This is a genomic window from Leisingera sp. MMG026, assembly GCF_021654205.1.
GTDB lineage: Bacteria > Pseudomonadota > Alphaproteobacteria > Rhodobacterales > Rhodobacteraceae > Leisingera.
The window spans coordinates 1-439 of sequence record NZ_JAKFZM010000161.1 but is presented as its reverse complement, the minus strand read 5'-3'; the positions used below and the strand labels follow the sequence as shown (position 1 = coordinate 439).

Here is a 439-nt window from a genome sequence, read left to right as displayed (position 1 = left end):
GCTGCTTTCATTGAAAGGATATTCATGCTGACCCATCCAACCCTCGACCGCCTGAATGCCCTGCGCCTTGATGGCATGGCGGAAGCCTTTGCCGAAGGGACAGCGCCGCCGGTCTGACCCACGCCGAATGGCTGGGCCTGATTGCCGCGCCAGCCGGGAGACCAAGCGCTTCGAGACCCGCATGCGCGCGGCCATGGGCTGACACAGCCGCAAAGTGCTGATCTGGCGGCTGTCGAACTCAATGAACCCGGGTTCTGCATCGAAGCCTTGAAGGAAGCACTGGCCTGGCGCTGCCCGCCCGGGAAATTCAACTCGGATCAGGGTTCCCGGTTCCCCAGTTCAGATTTTACCAGCGTGCTGCGGGCCGCCAAGGTAAAGATCCAGGTGGATGGGCGCGGCCGCTGGATCGAAAATCGCCTGATCGAGCGGCTTTGGCGCT

At 62.4% G+C, this 439-nt stretch carries 1 pseudogene; it reads left to right on the top strand.

Annotated elements, in window-relative coordinates:
* Window positions 1–205: 205 nt before the first annotated feature.
* A pseudogene (locus L1069_RS23975) lies at window positions 206–439 on the top strand (DDE-type integrase/transposase/recombinase); the annotation flags it as partial.